General features: G+C 65.6%; 16 protein-coding genes. 9 read left to right on the top strand and 7 right to left on the bottom strand.

The genetic code is table 11. The annotated features are described in order from the left end of the window. Positions 1–155: 155 nt before the first annotated feature. Positions 156–2,360 carry an EAL domain-containing protein gene (locus tag JOY90_RS20590; protein ID WP_291692945.1) on the bottom strand — a complete coding sequence of 735 codons (2,205 nt, stop codon included), beginning with the start codon at positions 2,358–2,360 and terminating at the stop codon, positions 156–158. Between the two features lie 388 nt (positions 2,361–2,748). On the opposite strand from JOY90_RS20590, the gene mepA reads away from it, so the two are divergent. The 8 genes from mepA to JOY90_RS20550 all read left to right on the top strand — a co-directional run bounded on the left by mepA (position 2,749) and on the right by JOY90_RS20550 (position 9,144). Then, positions 2,749–3,708 (top strand): penicillin-insensitive murein endopeptidase, encoded by a 960-nt coding sequence (gene mepA, locus JOY90_RS20585; protein ID WP_291692944.1) that lies wholly within the window; start codon positions 2,749–2,751, stop codon positions 3,706–3,708. 202 nt (positions 3,709–3,910) lie between these two features. Beyond that, complete coding sequence (locus tag JOY90_RS20580) at positions 3,911–5,314, top strand: serine hydrolase (RefSeq protein WP_291692943.1); 1,404 nt, start codon at positions 3,911–3,913, stop codon at positions 5,312–5,314. Positions 5,315–5,483: 169 nt separating this feature from the next. Continuing rightward, positions 5,484–5,693, top strand: a complete 210-nt coding sequence (locus JOY90_RS20575) for a molybdopterin-binding protein (RefSeq protein ID WP_291692942.1) — start codon at positions 5,484–5,486, stop codon at positions 5,691–5,693. Beyond that, on the top strand, positions 5,693–6,205 hold the full coding sequence (locus JOY90_RS20570) for a hypothetical protein (RefSeq protein ID WP_291692941.1): 513 nt from the start codon (positions 5,693–5,695) through the stop codon (positions 6,203–6,205). Before JOY90_RS20575 ends, JOY90_RS20570 begins: the two co-directional genes overlap by 1 nt. Before the next feature lie 200 nt (positions 6,206–6,405). Continuing rightward, complete coding sequence (modA, locus tag JOY90_RS20565; protein WP_291692940.1) at positions 6,406–7,191, top strand: molybdate ABC transporter substrate-binding protein; 786 nt, start codon at positions 6,406–6,408, stop codon at positions 7,189–7,191. Between the two features lie 9 nt (positions 7,192–7,200). Continuing rightward, on the top strand, positions 7,201–7,896 hold the full coding sequence (gene modB / locus JOY90_RS20560; protein ID WP_291692939.1) for a molybdate ABC transporter permease subunit: 696 nt from the start codon (positions 7,201–7,203) through the stop codon (positions 7,894–7,896). 2 nt (positions 7,897–7,898) lie between these two features. Then, positions 7,899–8,576: a molybdenum ABC transporter ATP-binding protein gene (modC, locus tag JOY90_RS20555; RefSeq protein ID WP_291692938.1), complete on the top strand. Its 678-nt coding sequence runs from the start codon at positions 7,899–7,901 to the stop codon at positions 8,574–8,576. Positions 8,577–8,772: 196 nt separating this feature from the next. Continuing rightward, complete coding sequence (locus JOY90_RS20550; RefSeq protein ID WP_291692937.1) at positions 8,773–9,144, top strand: type II toxin-antitoxin system RelE/ParE family toxin; 372 nt, start codon at positions 8,773–8,775, stop codon at positions 9,142–9,144. A 14-nt stretch (positions 9,145–9,158) separates the two neighbouring features. Here the strand turns inward: JOY90_RS20550 and JOY90_RS20545 are convergent, their stop codons facing one another. From JOY90_RS20545 to JOY90_RS20525, 5 genes are all read right to left on the bottom strand, one after another. Continuing rightward, positions 9,159–10,481: a four-carbon acid sugar kinase family protein gene (locus tag JOY90_RS20545; RefSeq protein WP_291692936.1), complete on the bottom strand. Its 1,323-nt coding sequence runs from the start codon at positions 10,479–10,481 to the stop codon at positions 9,159–9,161. Then, positions 10,478–11,746 carry a ribulose-bisphosphate carboxylase large subunit family protein gene (locus JOY90_RS20540; RefSeq protein ID WP_291692935.1) on the bottom strand — a complete coding sequence of 423 codons (1,269 nt, stop codon included), beginning with the start codon at positions 11,744–11,746 and terminating at the stop codon, positions 10,478–10,480. Before JOY90_RS20540 ends, JOY90_RS20545 begins: the two co-directional genes overlap by 4 nt. Beyond that, entirely contained in the window at positions 11,746–12,300 is a 555-nt protein-coding gene (locus JOY90_RS20535; RefSeq protein WP_291692934.1) for a VOC family protein, read from the bottom strand. The genes JOY90_RS20540 and JOY90_RS20535 overlap by 1 nt, the downstream gene beginning before the upstream one ends. 38 nt (positions 12,301–12,338) lie before the next feature. Continuing rightward, entirely contained in the window at positions 12,339–13,364 is a 1,026-nt protein-coding gene (locus JOY90_RS20530) for a TRAP transporter substrate-binding protein (RefSeq protein WP_291692933.1), read from the bottom strand. 119 nt (positions 13,365–13,483) lie between these two features. After that, positions 13,484–14,290, bottom strand: coding sequence for an SDR family oxidoreductase (locus JOY90_RS20525; protein WP_291692932.1), 807 nt, complete (start codon positions 14,288–14,290; stop codon positions 13,484–13,486). A gap of 127 nt (positions 14,291–14,417) precedes the next feature. Between JOY90_RS20525 and JOY90_RS20520 the strand changes: the two genes are divergently transcribed. Then, positions 14,418–15,485, top strand: a complete 1,068-nt coding sequence (locus JOY90_RS20520) for a LacI family DNA-binding transcriptional regulator (RefSeq protein WP_291692931.1) — start codon at positions 14,418–14,420, stop codon at positions 15,483–15,485. A 2-nt stretch (positions 15,486–15,487) separates the two neighbouring features. Here JOY90_RS20520 and JOY90_RS20515 read toward each other — a convergent pair. Beyond that, positions 15,488–16,376, bottom strand: an 889-nt coding sequence (locus JOY90_RS20515) for a CaiB/BaiF CoA-transferase family protein (protein ID WP_291692930.1), incomplete at its 5' end; no start/stop codon positions are given.

Raw genomic sequence — 16,376 nt, 5'->3', positions numbered from 1 at the left:
AGGGTGGGCTAAGCGGCCACATGAACCATGCTTGCCATGCCAAGATAAAAGCGTGCCCACCATTTGCGAGCGACTGCGGAGAGAATGGTGGGCACGCTTCGCCCGCGCTCTTGCGAGCGCTGGCGAAGCTTAGCCCACCCTACAACTTACGCTGCTCAGGCCGCGCGGCCGGCAACCGCGGCGTCGGCCTCGCATTGCGCCCTCAGAAGCTCGATGATCTCCGCATGCGGCCGCGCCCGGCTGAAGAGAAAACCCTGCCCCTCATGACAGCCTTCAGCGCGCAGGCAGCTCAACTCCGCTTCAGTCTCGACGCCTTCGGCGGTGATGGTGACGCCGAGGCTCTTGCCCAGGCTGACGATGGAGCGGATGATCGCCTGCGCCTCAGGATTGGCGGCGAGGTCGCGCACGAACGACTGGTCGATCTTGATCTTGTCGAACGGAAAGCTGCGCAGGTAGCTCAGACTGGAATAGCCGGTGCCGAAATCGTCCATCGAGATACGGACGCCGAGCGCACGAAGCGCATGCAGCGTGGCCTGCACCTGGCTGCTCTTCTCCAGCAGCAGGGTCTCGGTGATCTCGAGCTCCAGCCGCTTGGCCGGCAGACCGGATTGCCGGAGTGCGTCCATCACGATCGAGAGCAGATTGCCGACCCGGAATTGCGCCGGCGACAGGTTAACGGCGACCCGGACGTCGCCGGGCCACTCCGCGGCATCGACACAGGCCCGCCGCAACATCAAGCCGCCGAGCGCATTGATCAGTCCGGTCTCTTCCGCCACGGGAATGAATTCGGCCGGCGAGATCATGCCGCGCTCCGGGTGCGGCCAGCGCACCAGCGCCTCGAAGCCGGTGATGCGCCCCGAGGACAGGTCGACCAGGGGCTGATAATAGGGCCGCAGCACGTCGTTCTGGATTGCCTCGCGCAGCTCGGTCTCGATGCGGCGGCGGCTCTGGGCGCGGGCATCCATGCCGGCCTCGAAGAACGCGAAGGTGCCGCGCGACTCGGTCTTGGCGCGCGACAGCGCCATGTCCGCGTTCTTCAAGAGCTTCTCGGCATCGTCGCCATCGCCGGGCGCCATCGCGATCCCGATCGTGGCCCCGATCACCACCGAATGTCCGTCCAGCAGGAAGGGCTCGCTGATCGCCTCCAGCATCCGCCTGGCGAGCATCACCGCGTCCTCGGGCCGCGCCAGACCGGTCTGGACGATCGCGAACTCGTCGGAGTTGAGACGGGCGATGGCATCTTCCTCGCGCAGCGTGGACCGCAACCGCTTGGCGACGCCACGCAACAGCTTGTCGCCGATGCCGTGGCCCAGCGTATCGTTGACGGACTTGAAGCTGTCGAGGCCGAGCATGAGGACGGCGACCTTGCCGGCGCTGCGCCGCCGGTGCAGCAGGATCTCGTCCATCTGCTGGCGCAGCAGGTTGCGGTTGGGCAGGCCGGTCAGGCCGTCGTGCTGGGCGAGGAAGGCGAGCCGCGCCTCGGCGCGCTTGCGCTCGGTGATGTCCATCAGCGCCAGCAGCACCGACGGCCGGTCGTTGTAGACGAGCTGGCGCGAATAGATGGCGAGGTCGATCAGGGTGCCGTTGGCCTTGACATGCTTCCAGGTCCGCGCGGTCCGCTCGTCGTTGCTGCGGTCGCCGGCCCATGGCGGGTCGCTGTCGAACGCCTGCAGGCTGCGGATCGTCAGCTTCTGGAATTCGGCGCGGCTGTAGCCGTAATGCTCGATCGCGGCGTCGTTGACGCCGACGATGCGCTCGTCATCCAGCGCGCAGACGATCATGGGAACCGGGTTGCTGTCGAACAGCAGGCGGAACGAGGCTTCGCGCTGCTTCAGCTCCGTGATGTCGACCCGCAACCCGATGATGCCGCCGTCCCCGGTCAGCCGCTCCTCGATCAGGACGACCCGGCCGTCGGCGAGCTTCTGCTCGTGCCGCTCGCCGGGCTGATAGAGCCTGGCCAGCCGTTCGGCGAGCCATTCCTCCTCGCGGCCGATCGCGTCGGGATAGTCGCCGCGCTCGACGCCGATGCGGATGGTGTCCTGCAGCCGCGCGCCCGGCTTGAAGAGGTCGGCACTGCGGCCATAGATCTCGGCGTACTTCTTGTTCCACAGAATGTAGCGCCCCTCGGCATCGAGGAACACGATGCCCTGCGGCAGGAGGTCGATCGCCTCGCGCAACCGCTCGTGAGATTTCCGGGCATCCGCGATGGCTGCCTCGACCTCGGCACGGCCATAGGCGGGTTCGGACCGTGACGGGCGCAGGATTGGAAGCTTGGGTGTCCGGCCGCCGGGCCATCGCGGCTTCCGGATGGTCGCCGCAAGCTTTGGCTTCTTTGGTCTGCCTGGCCGAATCCGCCGCATTGATGCCCCATTCGCTGCTGTGGGGGTCACTTCTCAGCCAAGTCTCTGAAGAAAAGGTAATCCGTTCCGGAGGGCTCGTCGCGCGCCTCCGTCCCACGGCGAGGCGTTCGACCTTGCAAAAACCCGGTAAATCTCCGGATATTTGCCCTGAATGCAGACCGCAGCGGGATGGCACGGATCGCAGATGGCGCGCCGAAATGTTCGTCAATGAAGGTCAAGGTTATCGATCCGTTAACGCGCCAGGCGACAATGCCCCTGATCCTTGCCGAATCGCCCAGGCTGACGATTCGCCATCGAAATCCTCGCGGTCCAGACCCGGAACATCAACCAAATGAGACTGGCGCCATTGCCGTCCTTTGCTACGTTCGCTCCGAAATTGAGCCACCCGATGCCAGCGCGCCCGTTCCTGAGCCCGGTTCTGACAGCCGCCGTCATCGGCTGCGCGTCGCTGGCACTCGCGCAGGACCGGGGCAGCGTCGACCCGAAGCCGCTGCCGCCGCTCGCCAATCCCAATGACCCCCAGCTTGCGGCCAAGGAACTGTTCGCGCGCAAGCTTCTGCCGGCGGCGATGCCCACGCGCGCGATCGGCGCCTACAACAAAGGTTGCATCGCGGGTGCCGCGCAGATGCCGATCACCGGAGACACCTGGCAGGTGATGCGGCTGTCGCGCAACCGCAATTGGGGGCACCCGGACCTCGTCGCGCTGCTGAAGCGGCTGTCTGTCAAGGCGCACAAGGATGCCGGCTGGCCCGGCATCCTTGTCGGCGACATGGGCCAGCCGCGCGGGGGCCCTGCGCTTTCCGGCCATGCCAGCCACCAGATCGGTCTCGACGCCGACGTGTGGCTGACGCCGATGCCGGATCACCTGCTGTCGCGCGAGGAACGCGAGGAGACGTCGGCGACCATGATGGTGCGCGACGACCGGCTCGACGTCGATCCCAAGGTATTCACGCCGGGCCATCTCGCGGTGATCCGCGCCGCCGCCCAGGAGCCGAGCGTGCAGCGCATCTTCGTGAACGCGGCAATCAAGAAAGCGCTGTGCCGCGAGGCCAAGGGTGATCGGGACTGGCTTGAAAAGGTCCGGCCGTGGCACGGCCACGACTATCATTTCCACATTCGCATGCGCTGCCCGCCCGGCAGCGACGAGTGCAAGGGCCAGACCGACCAGGAGGGCGGCGAGGGCTGCAGCACGAGCGACCTCGCCTACTGGTTCAAGGATTCGGTGCTGCACCCCGAGCCGCCGAAAGAGCCGCCGAAGCCACCCCACGGCATCACACTGGCGCAATTGCCGACCTCCTGTCGCCAGGTGCTGAATGCGCCCGACGTGAAGCTCGAGGCCCGCAAGTGACACCTGCAAGTAACACTTGAAAGTAACACCTGGAGACGACCGAATGCGCTTCACAGCAGTCGTGACAATGGGGTTTCTCGCTTCCCTTTGCATCCCTTGTCCCCGCGGTGCATCCGCCGAGGACGGTGAGGGCAAAGCCGCCGCTCCGCAGGTTCTCTGGCCGACCAAATCCTGGCCCCTCTCGACCCCGGAGGAGCAGGGCATGGATTCAGCCGGCCTTGCCCGGCTGGTCGAGGCTGTCGGCGACTATAGGCAGGACAGCCTGACGATCATTCGCCATGGCCGCATCGTGGCGGACGCCTACTACGCACCCTATGTGGCCGGCATCAGCCACGATCTCAGATCGGTCACCAAGAGCGTCGTCAGCACGCTGACGGCAATCGAGATCCAGCGCGGGCTGCTCGACAGCGTCGATCACCCCATCCTGGACCTCTTTGCGGGCAAGATCGTGTCCAATATCGACGACAACAAGCGGGCGATGACGGTTCAGAGCCTGCTGGACATGACCTCCGGAATCGCCTGGCTGGAGAAGGCCTATACGCCGGACGAAACGATCATGCAGATGTACCGGAGCCCCGATCACACCGCGTTCGTCCTGAACCAGCCGATGTCCGACGCACCGGGCAGCAAGTTCTACTACAACGGCGGAAATCCTTACGTCCTCTCCGCACTGATCAACCAGAAAACCGGACAGAGCGCGTTCGATTTTGCCAAGAAGGAGCTGTTCGAGCCGCTCGGCATCACCAGCGCCCGGTGGGGTAATGTCGACGCCCAAGGCGTGACGGACGGCGAGGCCGGGCTGTACCTCAGTCCCCACGACATGGCGCGGATCGGCTATCTCTATCTCCACGACGGCCAGTGGGATGGCAAGCAGGTCATCCCCACCTCCTGGATCGACAAGGTGAAGGAAGGCAAGGTCGCAGCGACCTTCGGATTTCACTACGCCAATCTGTGGTGGTCGCTTCCGGAAAAGGGCGCCTACATGGCCCGCGGCCGTCATTCCCAGTTGATCCTCGTGCTGCCGAAACTGGATGTTGTCGCCACCATGACCGGCGTTCTGCGCGACGACGAATATTATTCGGCGACGCGGCTGATCAACGACATCTCGGGTGCCGTCAAATCCGACTCAGCGTTGCCTCCCGACCCGATCGCGAGCGCCTTGCTGGCGACTGCGGTCCGCCAGGCTGCGACGGAAAAGCCAAGCGCGGTTCCCGGCGTGCCGGAGCTGGCAAAGGAAATATCCGGAAAGACGTTCCAGCTCGAGGACAACGAGCTCCACGTCAAGACGTTCTCGTTGAACTTCTTCGATTCGGATTCCTCGTGGGTCATCACGACCTCTACCGACAAGCCGGACCGCCCGACGGATCGCTTCACCGGGATGATGGGTCTCGATGGCATCTACCGCAAGAGTCCGCCGGCGCCTTACGGAATCAATGCCGCCAAGGGCCGCTGGCTGGGAGCTCATACCTTCCTGCTCGAACGGAGAATCCTGGGACACGGCGAAACCCAGAGCTGGACGTTGGCGTTCGATGGCAGGAACGTGACCGTGGGCTTCGAAAATACGGACGGCGCCAAGGCGCTTCTGCATGGCGTGATGCAGGACTGACAATGGGACCGCAAGGCGATTTCATTTCCGGCTGATATCCGCTAGTTTCCGCGCGCATCGCGCCGCAAGCGCGGTGATTTCACGGGATGGCGGTCCGCCATCCTCTCGCGATACGCCGCCGACGCGTTCACATCGAACGCCTCGCGGCCAACCTTTTGAGAGAACCCCCATGCGCCTCAGTGCACGCAACCAGATCAAGGGCACGGTCGTCGAAGTGAAGAAGGGTGCGACCACGTCCCATATCCGCGTCGATATCGGAAGCGGCGTCATCGTGACCTCCGCTATCACCAACGAGGCGGTCGACGAGCTCGGCGTGAAGGCCAAGGATCACGTCACCGTCGTGATCAAGGCGTCCGACGTCATGATTGGAGTAGGATGATGACGCGCGCTGCGCCTTTCGTCGCGTTGCTGTGGCTGGCAGGCGCAGCGCCTGTTCTCGCCGCCGAGGAGCCGAGCGGCTGCGACAAGTTCAAATGGCCGATCGAGCACGAGCGCGCGGCGCTCACGGCACCGGATCGCACCAAGCTCAATTCCGGTGCGGAGCTCGCCGCACTGCCGTCGAGCGGCGTGATCCTCGGCCTCGTGGCGCCGTCCGACGCGAAACTACCGTCGCCGCCGGAGCGCGCGCCCAAGGAAGGCACGCTGGCCGGCTTTGCCAGCTTCACCGGCGCCCCGAAGGCCGGCATCTATACCATCAGCCTGTCCACCGGCGCCTGGGTCGACGTGGTGCAGGACGGGCATTTCCTCAAACCCAAGGCGTTCAGCGGCGCCACCGATTGCGAGGGCATCCGCAAGACCATGAAATACGAGCTCGCGGCGAAGCCTTTCGTACTCCAGGTCAGCGGCACCAGGGACAGCTCGATCGCGATTGCGATCCTGCCTTCGGAGTAGCGTGTGATCCTCCGGCTTCGGGGCCTTTCACCCGAAAGCCCAGCCTGTTATTGTTTTCTCGAGCGATTTCCGTCTGACGGCCGTAAGCCATCGGCGGAGCCGCGGAACGGCGCTTCCGCTTCGATCGCGATCATCCTACCTCAACGCCTGGCGCGTGCGCGGCGAAGCCGTTCGCGCGCGACGACGCATGGAGCGCCCTGATGTACCGCCTTGCCGGATTACTGCTAAGCTTCGTCCTGCTCGTGGGATCGATCCAATCGCCCGCACACGCCGACGACAAGACGCTCGTCGTGTTCGCGGCGGCCTCGATGAAGAACGCGCTCGACGACATCGATGCGGCCTTCTCCGCCAAGACCGGCGTGAAAGTTTCAGCCAGCTACGCCGCGAGTTCGACGCTCGCCAAGCAGCTCGAGCAGGGCGCGCCCGCCGACGTTTTCGTCTCCGCCGACACCGACTGGATGGACTATGCGGCCGGCAAGAAGAACATCAACGAGCCGACGCGGGTCAATCTGCTCGGCAACTCGATCGTGCTGATCGCGCCGAAGGATTCCAAGATCGAGAATGTCAGCATCGGACCGGGCTTCGACCTCGCCAAGCTCGCCGGCGACGGCAAGATCGCGACCGGCGACGTCAAGTCGGTGCCGGTCGGCAAGTACGCCAAGGCCGCGCTGGAGAAGCTCGGCGCCTGGCAGGCGGCCGAGCCGAAATTCGCCATGGCCGAAAGCGTGCGCGCCGCGCTGACGCTGGTGGCGCGCGGCGAGGCAGCACTTGGCATCGTCTATTCGACCGATGCCAAGGTCGAGCCCGGCGTCAAGGTCGTCGGCACCTTCCCCGCCGACACGCATCCGCCGATCATCTATCCGGTAGCGGCGACCTCGACCGCCAAGCCCGAAGCCAAGGAGTACCTCGACTATCTGCACTCCGCGGCCGCCAAGGCGGTGCTGGAGAAATACGGTTTTGTCTACCTGGTCAAGCCGACCTCCTGACCCGGCGACGTGCTCGACATCACCCCCACGGAATGGACGGCGATTCTGCTCTCGCTGCGGGTCGCCGCCGTCGCAACACTGGTTGCAACCCCGCTCGGGGTTGCATTGGCCTGGCTCCTGGCGCGACGGCAGTTCTGGGGCAAGTCGCTGCTCGACGCGGCGATCCATCTGCCGCTGGTGCTGCCGCCGGTCGTGACCGGCTATCTGCTGCTCCTGAGCTTCGGCCGCCGCGGCCTGGTCGGCGCCTTCTTCGCCGATCATCTCGGCGTCGTCTTCGCGTTTCGCTGGACCGGCGCGGCGCTCGCCTGCGGCGTCATGTCTTTCCCACTCCTGGTGCGTCCGATCCGGCTGTCGATCGAGGCGGTCGACCAGCGGCTCGAGCAGGCCGCGGAGACGCTGGGCGCCGCGCCCTGGTGGGTGTTCCTCACGGTGACGCTGCCATTGTCGCTGCCCGGCGTGCTCGCCGGCATGGTGCTCGGATTTGCGAAGGCGATCGGCGAGTTCGGCGCCACCATCACTTTCGTCTCGAACATCCCCGGCGAGACCCAGACGATCTCGTCGGCGATCTACTCGCTGATCCAGACCCCCGACGGTGATGTCGCGGCTCTCCGGCTGGTCGTCGTCTCCGTCGTCATGGCCGTGGCGGCGCTGATCGGCGCCGAATGGTTCGCGCGTCGCGCCACTCAACGCCTGCACGGGAACTGACCGTGCTGCGGGTCGAGGTGACAAAACAGCTCGGCGAATTCGCCCTCGAAGCCGCCTTCGAGAGCGAGGGGCGGGTCACCGGCCTGTTCGGCGCCTCCGGTTCCGGCAAGACCTCGCTGGTCAACATGATCGCCGGTCTGGTGCGACCCGATCACGGCACCATCGTCCTCGACGGCGAGACGCTTGACGACACCAAGCGCGGTCTCCACGTCCCTACCTACCGCCGGCGGATCGGCTACGTGTTCCAGGATGCACGGCTGTTCCCTCATCTCGATGTCCTGCACAATCTCGACTATGGCCGGCGCATGAACCGTCTCGAGGAGGACACCGCCCAGCGCAAGCGCGTCACCGACCTGCTCGATATCGGCCATCTGCTCGACCGCCGTCCCGGCAAGCTGTCCGGCGGGGAGCGGCAGCGCGTCGCACTCGGCCGCGCGCTGCTCGCGAAGCCACGGCTGTTGCTGCTGGACGAGCCGCTCGGCGCGCTCGACGAGGGCCGGCGCGCGGAGATCCTGCCCTATCTGGTGCGGCTGCGCGACGAGGCACGGATTCCAATGGTCTATGTCAGCCATGACGCCGCCGAGATGCGCCAGCTCGCGACCCAGATCGTGCTGCTGCGCCAGGGCCGCGTGACCTCGTTCGGCGGCGTGAAGGTGCTGTCGAGCATGCCCACCCAATAAGACGCTCGCTTATTGATGCTTTCACGGGCGAAACTGTGCTACTGTATCCCAATGGTAAGAACCCTCGAACAAGCCATCGCCGAGATTTCCCGTCTTCCTGAAGCCGATCAGGAGCAAATCGGCCGGAAACTGCTCTCGCATGTCGAGAAGCTCGGCGCGCTCCGCACAGAAATCGACCGAGGCCTCGAGTCACTGGATGCAGGCCGAGGCACCGCCGTGGATATGGAGGATTTGCTTCGGCGAAAGAACGCGCCGCATGACGGAGTGTGAGTCTCCCGTTGTATGGTCGCCGGAAGCGCTCGACGACATCAATCACGTTTGGGACTACTACGCCAACGTCGCGGGTCGGACGAGTGCCGACAAAATTCTGCGCGACATAGCGAAAGTCGTTGCGATGCTTCGGGACTTTCCGCGAGCGGGACGAGCGCGTGACGAAATCCGCAACGGCCTTCGTTCGCTCTCGATCAACACGCAAATCGTGTTCTATCGCCTGAAGGACGATCGGCCGCAAATCGTTCGCGTGCTCGACGGACGACAAGACCTTGATGAAGTCTTCTCCGAAGGCTAGGACTGATAACACTCTCACCCCGTCCCGCGCACCAGCCGCGTGAACACGTCGACCGGCCCCATCTGGCCGCCTTTCAGCATCAATTCGAGCCCGTCGAGGCGCGGGTCGTCGGCGTGAGCGCGGGTCAGGCTGACGCCGGACGAGAGTGTGCCAACGGAGCTGAGTGCCCAGACGTTGAGCGCCTCGATCGACAGGCTCGACGTGTCGCCGCCGGCGATGCCGACCCGACGCACCGCGGGTGCGCGTTCGAGCACACGCTGCAACAGCCGGCCGCAGGCGCGCGCCATTTCGATCCTGGATGGCCCGCCGTCCGCGACAGGGCCCTTGAAGGCCAGCACCGATCGTCCTTGCGACAGCAAGTGCGCACAGGTCGCGGCATGTGTTTCGACGTCGAGGACATCGCCTGCGTCCGCTGGATCGAGGCGGACCCCCTCATAGAGGCCACCGTCGGCGCCAAGCGCGGCTTCGGCCTGCCGCCTGCTGACAGGCGACTGGCTACCGACCAGCGTGAACACCGGCCCGGTCGCCGGCTTGATCGGAGTTTCCCGGCCGGTCTCCGGCGCCCAACCGATCCGCCGCCAATGAGCAATGGTCGCCTGCGCCACGCTGCTGGCACCGACTGCGAGCAGCGGCTCACGCAAGGCGCGGCGCCAGATCAGTTCGCCGATCCGCGCCAGATGGGAATCATCGAGGACATCGAACAGCACGGCGCCCTCGCTCTCATCATCGATCAGCGAGTCCAATTCGCGATCGGCAGCGCTGCCGAGTTGGCGCCAGCCGATCAGCGCAACGTGCTCTACCCCCTGCGCACGCAGATGCAGGCGCAGATCCGCCTCACCCATCGGCGTCGACGGATGGCGCGACATGGTTGGATGGCGGTCGAGGCGGAACACGTCGCTGCCCTGCCCCGCACCGGCGAACAGGTTGCCGAAGGCGCAGTAGCGCTCCAGGCCCGGCTGGCCGCCGACTACCGCAAGCAAGCGATTCGGCATGTGTGGTTTGAGGATACGCATCGCGGCGCCGAGACTGCCGATATCGGGCGAGCTGTCGAAGGTCGAGCAGCATTTGTAGTGCAACAGCGGCACACACATCGCCGCGGCATAGCGCCCGACCGGTTCCAGCTCGGCGACCATCTCGTCGGACGACATGGTCCGCGCCGCGCCGGCGATGCCGAGCGCATCGAGCGGACCGATCGCTTCCAGCCGCCCGGCCGCGGGCGTGCCGAGACAAAGCAGCGCGCGCAGGCCAGCGGAAGCGAAGGTCGCGAGCGTGTCGGAGGCGCCAGTGAAATCGTCGCCGTACCAGACGTATTTCAGCGGCGGCGCGACGTCGGTCATTTGCCCTTGCCGAAGAAAGCCAGTGCTTGCTGAAGCTCTGGCGCATCTGCCGCGGCCGCCAACGCCTGTCCCTCCTGGACCGCGCGCCAGGCCTGATGCAGGCTCTTCACACCGGCCGCAGCGCCGCCGGGATGCGCCAGGATGCCGCCGCCGCACATGAACAGGAAATCGCCGCTCGGCACGGCCGCCGCCGTTCGCGGCAGGGTGCCCGCCCACTGTCCCGAGGAGAACACGGGCAGCACAACATCGCGCTCGTCAGCAGGGTCCGCGAGTGGCGTCAGGCAATCCATCGCTCCGTCGATGACCTCGGCATCGGCCTGCGCGAACTTGCCGGCGAGCCCATGCACATGCATGTGGTCGATCCCGGCGAGCCGCCACAGCGCCTGATAGGGCTGGAAATCCATGCCGAGTGCGGGGCAGCGCGAGAACATGCCAAAGCCGTTGCGATGGCCATGGATCGCAAGACCGGTATGGCGCCGCAGCGCCTGCACGGAAGCAAAACCCGCCCAGTTCAGGCTGACCATCAGGCACGAGCCGCCCTCGCGCTGGACCAGATCGGCGTGCCGGCGCATCGCGTCATGCTCGTCGGTGATGTTGAAGGCGACCATCACCTGCCTGCCGGTCCTGTCACGGAAGCGGCGGACCTTGTCCATCACGGCTGCGACCCGCTGCGCGACCGGCGCATGCTCGGGATCGCCGCAGCATTCGTCGTCCTTGATGAAATCGATGCCGGCCTTGCAGAGCCCGCCGACGAGTTCGGCGGTCGCCGCCGTGTCGAGACCCACATTGGGCTTGATGATGGTGCCGATCAGCGGGCGATCATGCACAGCAGTGGATGCGCGCGTGCCGGCGACGCCCTGCGCCGGCCGCTCGAAGCGGTCGCGGAACGCAGATGGCAGCTCGAGCCGCAGCAGGCGCAGGCCCGTGGTCTCGCCGAGATCATAGAGGTTGCCTGCGAGGGTCGCGGCCAACGTCGGCAGGTTGCGGCCGACATTGGCGACGGGAAACGCGATGGTGACACGCGCCCGCCGCCATGGTCCCGCCTGCCCCATCCGTTCGAGCAGTGCGTTCGGCAAGCTCGGGCGCGGCAGCGGCTCAAGTTCCTCGAGCCGCACCACGGTCGCGCGGCTGCGGGCCCGCAGCGCATCGGTCTCGCCGGCGACGCGAACGAAGGTGCCGCTGCTCTGCTCGCCGGCCAGGATATCGGCGACCCGCGCCGGCTCGAGCGGCGTTTCGATCAGATAGACCGCCCGAAACTCCGTCATCACAGCGACCGCAGATCGGGAAAGGCGCGCACCGGGTCGGCGCCATCCCAATCGACGGAGGCCTCGCGGATCAGCTTGAACAGCCGGCCTTTTGGACCCGCCACCTCGGACAACTCGATCACCGTGCCCGGCCAGACGCCGCCGCCTGCCGTCGGCGTCTCGAAATACACGAAACGGCCGTTCGCGCCGACCTCGCCGCCCATGCAGATCTTGAAGCCGGCGGCTTCCGCCCGCGCGAGATCGGCGTCGAAGGTCTCGGTCCAATAGGCAAAGTGCTGCAGGCCCGAAAATCCCGCACGCTGGAAGTCGCGGTACATGGACGGCACGTCATTCCTGGTCTGCAGCAGCTCGATCTGCAGGCCGCCGGCATTGGCGAGCGCCACCGAATTATGCGGCTCGTAGCGCTGGCCGCGATAAATGTAGTTCTGGATCGGCACTTTCGGATTGTAGTACCAGGGGCCGACGCCGAGCACGTTGGCCCAATAGTCCATCGTCGCCTCGATGTCGGGCACCAGGTAGGCGACTTGGCGAATTTCGCCGAAAAATCTGCTCATGATCCTTTCCTGGCTTCCTGCGGCTGCGAACCGGCGAGCTACAGCGACTTGCCCGCACTCTGCTCCAACAGCCCCCAGGCCTCGTCACCGAACTTCGTCTTCCATTCCTTGTAGAAGCCCGACTTCTGCAGTTGCGCGCGAAAACTGTCGGGCTCGGCCTTGTTGAAAGTCATTCCTTTCGAAGACAGCTCGGTCTCCAGCGTCTCGTTGAGCTTGCGCACGTCGTCGCGCTGCTGCAGGCCTGCTTCATTGAACGCGCGCTCGATGATCTCCTTCAGGTTGTCCGGCAGCGCGTCCCAGGAGCGGCCGTTGAAGACGAAATGGTAGCCGTCCCAGCTATGATTGGTCCTGGAGCAGAATTTCTGCACCTCGTAAAGCTTGGCGGTCTGCACGATCGCTAGCGGGTTCTCCTGCGCATCGACGATCTTGGTCTGCAGCGCCGAATAGACCTCGCTGAATTGCAGGCTGGTGGGCGCCGCGCCGAGCGACTTGAACATCGAAATGCCCATCGGGCTGACCGGCACCCTGATCTTCAGGCCGACCAGATCCTCGGCCGAGCCGATCGGCCGGTTGCTCGTGGTGGTCTGGCGGAAGCCGTTGTCCCACATGTTCTTGAAGGTGCGGAAGCCGATCTTGGCGAAGGCGGCGCGAATGTGGTCGCCGAGTTGGCCGTCCACCGCCTTCCAGACCTGATCGTATTCGGAGAAGGCGAAGCCGACCGCGGTGACGGCACTGATCGGCGCCATGGTCGCGATGATCAGGGTGCCGGGGGTGAACATGTCGACGCCGCCACTGCGTACCTGGGCGAGCATGTCGGTGTCGCCGCCGAGTTGGTTGTTCGGGAAGATGCTGATCTCGACCCGGCCGTCGCTTTCCTTGGCCACGCGGGCGGCGGCTTCCGCAGCGCGGATGTTCAGGGGATGGCTGAGGGGAAGGTTGTTGGCGTATTTCAGGGCGAACTCGGGCGCCGCGGCGCGGGCGAGGCGCGGCATCGCCACCATCAAGCCCGCGGCGGGCGCCATCGCGAGCTGTCGCAACAGCCGGCGGCGCGTCAGTTCACTCATTTTTCCGGTCTCCTCCTGTTTGATTGCTGTTCTGCGTCACCCGTCTCGGCGACTTGGGGCCGGCCTGCCCGATACGCACTTGCGATAGCTCAATCAAAATCAATGATGCTTTTGACAGGTCAGGCGCAGCGCGCATGCATGCCGCCGTCGACGAGCAATTCAACTCCATTGATGTATTTGGCCTCGTCGCTCGCCAGGAACACTGCGGCATGGGCGACGTCCCAGCCATCCCCCATCCGGCCGGTCGGCGACATCCGGTGACGGGCCTCGATCATCTCGACCGGGTTCGCGTAGAAGCCGGAAATCTGCTTGTAGATATGGGGGGTATCCATTACGCCGGGCAGGATGCAATTGGCCCGGATGCCCTTGGCCGCATATTGCAGCGCCACGCTCTGGGTGAAGCTGTTCACCGCCCCCTTGCTCGCCGCATAGGCGCAATAGGCGTAGCCGGTCCAGCGCACCCCGCCGAGCGCACCGATATTGACGATCGCGCCGCGGCCTTGCGCCTCCATCAGCGGCAGAACGACCTTGCACGTCAAGAACATGCTCTTGACGTTGACAGTCATGACGGTGTCCCAGGTCTCCTCCGTGGTCTCCACCGGGCCGCCGCGCGAGGTAATCCCGACATTGTTGTGCAGGATGTCGATGCGGCCAAAGGTGCCGACTGCACGCTCGACCGCGCGCTCCACGGCGACCAATGAGGCCGCATTGGTTTCCAGCGCGATGGCCGCGCCGCCCTCGCTTTCGATGCAATCCCTGGTCGCGGCGGCGGCCTTCGGATCGATGTCGACCACCGCGACCCTGGCGCCGGCGCGCGCATAGGCGACCGCGGCCGCCTTGCCGTTGCCCCAGCCTTCCCCGATCGACCCGGCACCAAAGACGATGGCCACCTTGTCGCGTAACCTGCCGCCGAGCGGATCCGACACCGGCAATCCCCGTTCTTGCCTGCCCAGGATTGATGTCCACTACGGGGGGCCCATGACATCCGAATGCCACAAGATCAATCAAATTATATGATGTAATTTGATTGATCTTGATTGTAGTAGACAGCCGATGAGCAGCGATCCAGTACCCGATCATCCCTTCCGACGCCGCGCCAATATCAACGACGTGGCACGCGACGCCGGCGTCTCGACCGCGACCGTTGACCGCGTCATCAACCGCCGCGGCGGAGTGCGACTGCCGACCATCCATCGCGTGCTCAGCGCCGCGGACCGGCTCGGCTATCGGCTGCCGCCCGACCTTCTGGCAAGCTATCAGCCGCCGGCGATGCGATTGGTGTTCGTACTGCCGGAAGGGCACAACCGCTATCTGAAGCTGTTCGCGGACACCATCTCGCGATCCGCCGACGAGATGGCGCCCTATAATGTCCAGTGCCGGGTCGAGCTGGTCCCGAGCTTCAATCCGAAGGCCCTGGCCGACCGGCTGCGCACGCTGGCGTCCGATTGCGACGGGGTCGCGTTCATGGCGCTCGAGCATCCGCTGGTGCGCGAGGCCGTCACCGCCCTCCATGCCGAGGACGTCTACGTGCTGACGCTGATCACCGACCTGTCGAACTCGCCGCGCGCGACCTTCGTCGGCATGGACAACCGCGCCGCGGGACGCACCGCGGGCCTCCTGCTCGGCCGCTTCCTCGGGCCGCCGGGGGCGACCGGCCACAAGGTGGCGATGTTCGCGGGCTCGCTCAGCTATCGCGGCCACGAAGAACGCGAAATGGGATTCCGGCACATCCTGGCCGAAAGCTTCCCGCACCTTCAGGTGATCGGCCTGCGCGAAGGCATGGACGATCCCGTCCGCAACTACGAGCAGGCCAAGACGCTTCTGGAGCAGCACCCGGACCTCGTCGGCCTCTACAATGTCGGCGGCGCCTCGGAGGGCATCGCACGGGCGCTGACGGAAGCCGGCCGCCCCCAACACGTGGTGTTCATCGGCCACGGCCTGACGGCCGAGACCCGGGCGCTGCTGGTCGACGGCATCATCGACGCGATCATCAACGTCGCGCCGGAGACGCTGATGCGAAGTGCGGCGCGCATCTTCTGCAATCTGCGCGACGGCAGGCCGCTCGCCACCGGCATCGACCCGATCCCGATCGGCGTCTTCCTCCGCGAGAACCTGCCCTAGGTTCACACCACCTCGCGCGCGTGCAGCTCCGCGATCGCGTCGGCGTCATAGCCGAGCGACTGCAGCACCTCGTCGGTGTGGGCGCCGAGCGTCGGCGCCAGGGCGTCGAGCCGGCCACCGCCATGCGCGAGCCGAAAGCCGCTGCCGGCGAAGCGCAAGCGGCCGTAGGGCGTGTCGATCTCCTGGATCGCGCCGCGCGCGGCGATCTGCGGATGATCGATCACCTCCTCGACCTTCCAGATGCTGGCGCAGGGCGCGCCAGCCGCATCGAGAATCTTCTCCCATTCGCGCGGGCTCTTCTTCGCCAGCGCCTCCTCGATGATCGCACGCAGCGCCGGCTCGTTCTCCTTGCGGCCGAACCAATCGGCAAAGCGCGGATCGTCGAAGGTGTCCCCGCGGCCGATCGCCGTCATCAGCGCGCGATATTGCTTCTCGTTGTTCACCGCGAGCAGGAGATAGCCGTCACCGGCTCTGAACAGGTTGGCGGTGGCCCGTCGGCTGACGGCCTGGTTGCCGGAGAGCTGCTGGCGATGGCCGGCGACGGAATAATCCGCCACCTGCCCCGACAGGAACGCCAGCGTCGCCTCCAGCATGGAGACGTCGACGAGCTGGCCCTTGCCGGTACGGCCGCGCTGGAACAGTGCGCTGGAGACGCCGAATGCCGCGGTCGCGCCCGATGCCACGTCGCAGATGGCAAAGCCGGCGCGCGTCGGCCCGGTTTCCTCATGGCCGGTGATCGCCATGATGCCGCTCAGCGCCTGGATCTTGCCGTCGTAGCCCGGGCTGGCGCGCTCCGGGCCGGTCTGGCCGAAGCCGGAGATCGCGCAATAGATCAGTTTTGGATTGATCTCCGACAGCACGGCATAACCGATACCGAGCTTGTCCATGACT

It is taken from the genome of Bradyrhizobium sp., assembly GCF_019242285.1.
In the GTDB taxonomy this organism is placed as follows: Bacteria; Pseudomonadota; Alphaproteobacteria; order Rhizobiales; family Xanthobacteraceae; genus Bradyrhizobium.
Note: the sequence above shows the minus strand (reverse complement) of the source record. Positions and strands in the feature narration are given on the sequence as shown.